Source organism: Thiobacillus sp., assembly GCF_018780105.1.
Lineage (GTDB): Bacteria > Pseudomonadota > Gammaproteobacteria > Burkholderiales > Thiobacillaceae > Thiobacillus.
This window is the reverse complement of the sequence record NZ_JADMKC010000046.1, coordinates 1-6,044: the sequence shown is the minus strand read 5'-3', so window position 1 is coordinate 6,044 and position 6,044 is coordinate 1. Positions and strand designations below refer to the sequence as shown.

The 6,044-nt window shown below is 58.9% G+C and carries 3 protein-coding genes and 1 pseudogene; all 4 read right to left on the bottom strand.

The window, feature by feature from the left end:
• Nucleotides 1–113: 113 nt before the first annotated feature.
• Entirely contained in the window at nucleotides 114–2,204 is a 2,091-nt protein-coding gene (gene fusA / locus IV098_RS14985; RefSeq protein WP_296890505.1) for an elongation factor G, read from the bottom strand.
• Between the two features lie 45 nt (nucleotides 2,205–2,249).
• On the bottom strand, nucleotides 2,250–2,720 hold the full coding sequence (rpsG, locus tag IV098_RS14980) for a 30S ribosomal protein S7 (protein ID WP_296890503.1): 471 nt from the start codon (nucleotides 2,718–2,720) through the stop codon (nucleotides 2,250–2,252).
• Nucleotides 2,721–2,766: 46 nt separating this feature from the next.
• Nucleotides 2,767–3,144: a 30S ribosomal protein S12 gene (rpsL, locus tag IV098_RS14975; protein WP_011310913.1), complete on the bottom strand. Its 378-nt coding sequence runs from the start codon at nucleotides 3,142–3,144 to the stop codon at nucleotides 2,767–2,769.
• Nucleotides 3,145–3,312: 168 nt separating this feature from the next.
• Nucleotides 3,313–6,044, bottom strand: a pseudogene (locus IV098_RS14970) (DNA-directed RNA polymerase subunit beta'); the annotation flags it as partial.

Here is a 6,044-nt window from a genome sequence, read left to right as displayed (position 1 = left end):
GGTGCCTACGTTTACGTGCGGCTTGGTCCGCTCGAATTTTTCCTTAGCCATGTCTCAGTACCTTATCAATCAATAATCTGTTGTTGAAGAACGCGCGGGCTTGTGCCGGGTGCTCACTTCTTGGAAATAATCGCTTCAGCGACGTTCTTCGGCGCCTCGGTGTAGTGCTTGAACTCCATCGAGTAAGTGGCACGACCTTGCGACATCGAGCGCAGATCGGTTGAATACCCGAACATTTCAGCCAGCGGAACTTCCGCCTTGACCAACTTGACACCATTGGCGTCGTCCATACCCTGGATGATGCCGCGGCGGCGATTCAGGTCACCCATCACATCGCCCATGTAATCTTCAGGCGTTTCGACCTCGACCGCCATCATGGGCTCAAGCAGCACCGGGCTGGCTTTGCGCATGCCATCCTTGAATGCCAGAATGGCTGCCAGCTTGAACGCCAGCTCGGATGAGTCGACATCATGGTAAGAACCGTCAAACAGGGTGACCTTCACATCGACCACCGGGAAGCCTGCCAGCACACCATTGGTGAGCGCCTCTTTCAAGCCCTTTTCGACCGCAGGAATAAATTCGCGCGGAACGGTACCCCCCTTGATGGCATCGATAAACTCGAAGCCCTTGCCGGTTTCGTTCGGCCCCATCTTGATCCACACGTGGCCGTACTGACCCTTACCGCCCGACTGCTTGGCGTGCTTGCCTTCCTGCTCGACTTCCTTTTTGATCGCTTCGCGATAGGCCACTTGCGGCGCACCGACGTTGGCTTCCACGCCAAATTCACGGCGCATGCGGTCCACCAGAATCTCGAGATGCAACTCGCCCATGCCTGACATGATGGTCTGACCGGATTCCTCATCGGTCCGCACACGGAAAGACGGGTCTTCCTGCGCCAGACGACCCAGCGCGATACCCATTTTCTCCTGGTCGGCCTTGGTCTTCGGCTCGACGGCGACGTGGATCACCGGCTCCGGGAAAATCATGCGCTCAAGGATGATGGTCGAATCGAGATCACACAGCGTATCGCCCGTGGTGCAATCTTTCAGGCCCACAGCCGCTGCAATATCCCCCGCGCGGACTTCCTTGATCTCTTCGCGCTGGTTGGCGTGCATTTGCAGGATGCGACCGAGGCGCTCTTTTTTGCCCTTGACCGAGTTGTAAATGGTGTCGCCCGACTTGACCACACCGGAATACACACGGAAGAAAATCAGCTGGCCAACATAGGGGTCGGTCGCAACCTTGAACGCCAGCGCCGAGAATTTCTCGTCGTCCGACGCGCTGCGCTCACCCTGCTCGCCATTTTCCAGCTCACCCTTGACCGGCGGAATGTCTGTCGGCGCAGGCATCAATTCGACCACTTTGTCGAGCATTGCCTGCACGCCCTTGTTCTTGAAGGCGGAGCCGCACATCATCGGCACGATTTCGCTGGCAATGGTGCGCGCACGCAGACCCGCAATGATTTCAGCCTCGGAGAGATCGCCCTCTTCGAGATATTTGTTCATCATCTCTTCGGACGACTCCGCCGCCGCTTCAACCATGGCCTCGCGCCATTTCTTGCAGGTTTCAAGCAGATTGTCCGGGATCTCCCGCAGGTCGAACTTCATGCCCTGACTAGCATCGTCCCAGTAGATGGCCTTCATTTTGACCAGGTCGACCACGCCCTCGAAACCCTCTTCAGCGCCAATCGGCACCTGAATCGGAATCGGGTTGGCCTTCAGGCGCAGACGCATCTGGTCATAGACCTTGAAGAAGTCAGCGCCGGAACGGTCCATCTTGTTGACGAAAGCCAAGCGCGGCACGCCATATTTATTGGCCTGGCGCCACACGGTTTCCGACTGCGGCTGCACACCACCCACCGCGCAATACACCATGCACGCGCCGTCCAGCACACGCATTGAGCGCTCCACCTCGATGGTGAAGTCGACGTGACCCGGGGTGTCGATGATGTTGATGCGATGCTCGGGGAACTTGCCGTCCATCCCCTTCCAGAAACAAGTGGTTGCAGCCGAAGTAATGGTGATGCCGCGCTCTTGCTCCTGCTCCATCCAGTCCATCGTGGCTGCGCCATCATGAACTTCGCCAATCTTGTGCGACACGCCGGTGTAAAACAGGACGCGTTCGGTGGTGGTGGTTTTGCCTGCGTCAATGTGGGCTGAAATGCCAATATTGCGATAGCGTTCGATAGGAGTCGCGCGAGCCACGGTATATACCTGCCAATAATTGCGTTGATTTAAACGCGTTAAATCTTAGAAACGGAAATGCGAGAAGGCCTTGTTTGCCTCGGCCATGCGGTGAACTTCTTCACGCTTCTTCACCGCACCGCCACGACCCTCGGCCGCATCGAGCAGCTCGCCAGCGAGGCGCTGGTCCATCGACTTCTCACCACGCTTGCGCGCAGCATCCTTGAGCCAGCGCATTGCCAGCGCAGTACGGCGGCTCGAGCGCACCTCAACCGGGACCTGATAGTTCGCACCACCCACACGGCGGCTTTTGACCTCAACCAGGGGGCGCGACTTGTTCAACGCCTCACCAAACACCTCCAGCGGATCCTTGCCGGATTTCTTGGTGATCTGCTCAAAGGCGCCATAGACAATCCGCTCAGCGACAGACTTCTTGCCGCTGGACATGACGACGTTCATGAATTTCGAAACTTCCTGATTGCCGAACTTCGGATCAGGCAGGATTTCACGTTTGGGTACTTCGCGACGACGGGGCATATTCCAGTCTCTCTATCTAATTAGGCTTGTTTCGAGCCGACACAAATCAGGCTTTTTTCGGGCGCTTGGCGCCGTACTTCGAACGCGACTGCTTGCGATCTTTCACGCCAGCCGTATCCAGGCTGCCGCGCACCGTGTGGTAACGCACACCCGGCAAGTCCTTGACCCGGCCGCCGCGCACCAGCACCACCGAGTGCTCCTGCAGGTTATGGCCTTCACCACCGATATAGCTGATGACCTCGAAGCCGCTGGTGAGCTTGACCTTACATACTTTACGCAAGGCGGAGTTCGGCTTCTTGGGCGTTGTGGTGTACACGCGAGTGCACACGCCACGACGTTGCGGGCAAGCTTTCAGGGCCGGGACCTTGCTTTTTTCCACCGGCGCTTGACGCGGCTTGCGGATCAGCTGGTTAATGGTTGGCATGTCAAAAATTCCGAAAAATTAAGGTGAGCATTCAATTACTAAAACAAGCGGGACGGCACCGACTGCTTTTGAAGCAGTGCCGTCCCTGACTTATAAATTACTGCACTTTCCGCCCTTGGCATATGGCCGGAAAAAGACGCGTGATTCTAGGGGAGTCCCCGGCGCCTGTCAAGCCACTTCCTGATTCTCTGCCGGGCTCTCTTCGCCACCGATGATCAGATGGGATGCCCCCAAGTCCTCGCCGGCCGCCTGGCGGCGTCGGGTCGTATGATAGGCAAGGCCAGTACCCGCCGGAATCAAGCGGCCCACAATCACGTTTTCCTTCAGGCCGCGCAACTCGTCGCGTTTGCCCATGATCGCCGCTTCGGTGAGAACACGCGTGGTTTCCTGGAAGGATGCCGCAGAAATGAAGGAGTCGGTCGACAGCGAAGCCTTGGTGATACCCAGCAACACAGGCTCATACACCGCAGGCTCTTTGCCGGCCGCCAGCATTTCATCGTTGATCTGCAACACTTCGGAGCGCTCGACCTGCTCGCCGGGGATGAGGCCGGTGCTGCCCGGATCGACCACGACGACGCGACGCAACATCTGACGCACGATGACTTCGATGTGCTTGTCGTTGATCTTCACGCCCTGCAGACGGTACACGTCCTGCACTTCGTCGGTGATGTAGCGCGCCAGCGTTTCGACGCCCTTGAGGCGCAGGATGTCGTGCGGATCGAATGCCCCTTCGACGATCATTTCGCCCTTCTGGACGACCTGGCCGTCGTGCGCAGTCACGTGTTTTTCCTTGGTGATCAGGTACTCGTGCGCGACACCATCCACTTCGGTAATGACCAGACGCTGCTTGCCCTTGGTGTCCTTGCCGAAGGAAACCGTACCGGTAACCTCAGCCAGGATGCCCGCATCCTTCGGAATCCGTGCTTCGAACAGCTCGGCCACACGCGGCAGACCACCGGTAATGTCGCGCGTTTTCGAGGATTCCTGCGGAATACGCGCCAGCACATCGCCGACCAGCACATCCTGACCGTCCTTCACCGTGATGATGGAGCCGATCTGGAAGGTGATGTTCACCAGCGTATCCATGCCGGCGATCTTGATCTCGTTGCCGGCGTCGTCCAGCAGTTTGACCTGCGGACGCAAACCCTTGCCCGCGCTGCTCGCCTTGCGCTTGGGATCGATCACCACCAGAGTCGACAGACCCGTGATGTCGTCCAGCTGCTTGGCGACGGTCACGCCCTCTTCGATGTTCTCGAAGCGTACGCGTCCCGCGTATTCGGTAATGATCGGGCGGGTGTGCGGATCCCATGCAGCGAGAATCGCGCCCGCCTTGATCTTGGCGCCATCGTTGACCATCAACGTCGCGCCATACGGCACTTTTTGACGCTCACGCTCACGACCGCTGTCGTCGGCGATGATGATTTCACCGTTGCGCGAAATGGCGATCAGATCCTTGCGGGCATTCGTCACATAACGCATCGAGGCGGTGTAATGGATGGTGCCGTTGGATTTGGCTTCGAGCTGACTGGTTGCCGCGGCACGCGACGCCGCACCACCAATGTGGAAGGTCCGCATGGTGAGCTGGGTGCCCGGTTCACCGATCGACTGGGCGGCAATGACGCCGACCGATTCGCCGGCATTGACCAGGTAGCCGCGACCAAGGTCGCGACCATAGCACTTGGCGCACAGGCCAAAGCGGGTTTCGCAGGTAAGCGGGGTACGCACTTTGACTTCATCGATGCCCAGCGCCTCGATCGCGTCCACCACGTCTTCCACCAGCAGCGTGCCCGCTTCGTACACGGTCGCCTGGGTTTCCGGGTTGATGATGTCGCTGGCCGCCACGCGGCCCAGGATCCGCTCGCGCAGCGCCTCGACGACTTCACCGCCTTCGACCAGCGCCTTCACCACCAGGCCCTCCTTGGTGCCGCAATCGTCCTCCACCACCACCAGATCCTGCGTCACGTCGACCAGACGACGCGTCAGGTAACCGGAGTTCGCGGTCTTCAGCGCGGTGTCGGCCAAACCCTTACGGGCGCCGTGGGTCGAAATGAAGTACTGAAGCATGTTCAGGCCTTCACGGAAGTTCGCGGTAATCGGCGTTTCGATAATGGAGCCGTCCGGCTTCGCCATCAGGCCGCGCATACCCGCCAGCTGGCGAATCTGGGCCGCCGAACCGCGCGCACCGGAGTCCGCCATCATGTAAATCGAGTTGAACGATTCCTGATTGACTTCCTTGCCCTCGCGGTTGGTGACTTTTTCCACCCCCAGCTGCGTCATCATGGCCTTGGCCACGGCGTCGCCTGCGCGACCCCAGATGTCCACCACCTTGTTGTAGCGCTCGCCCTGGGTCACCAGACCCGAGGTGTACTGCGATTCGATCTCTTTCACTTCCGCTTCGGACGAACCCAGAATCTGGTTCTTTTCATCCGGAATCAGCATGTCCTTAATTGCGATCGACATGCCCGAACGGGTAGCGTAGGTGAAGCCGGTATACATCAGCTTGTCCGCCAGCTCCACGGTTTCACGCAAGCCGCAACGACGGAAGCTGGCGTTGATCAGACGCGAAATTTCCTTCTTCTTCAGGGCGCGATCGACGTAGCTGAACGGCAAATCGGGCGGCAGGATTTCCGACAGCAGCGCACGGCCTACCGTGGTCTCCACGCGCTTGACGGTTTCAACGCGGTTCTTGTTCTCGTCCAGCGTCACCTCCTTGATGCGGACGGTTACGCGGGCATGCAACTCGACTTCGCGGTTGTCGTAGGCGCGGCGTGCTTCGACGACGTCGGAAAACATCATGCCTTCGCCCTTGGCGTTGACCTTTTCGCGGGTCATGTAGTACAGACCCAGCACGATGTCCTGCGACGGCACGATGATCGGCTCGCCGTTGGCGGGCGACAGCA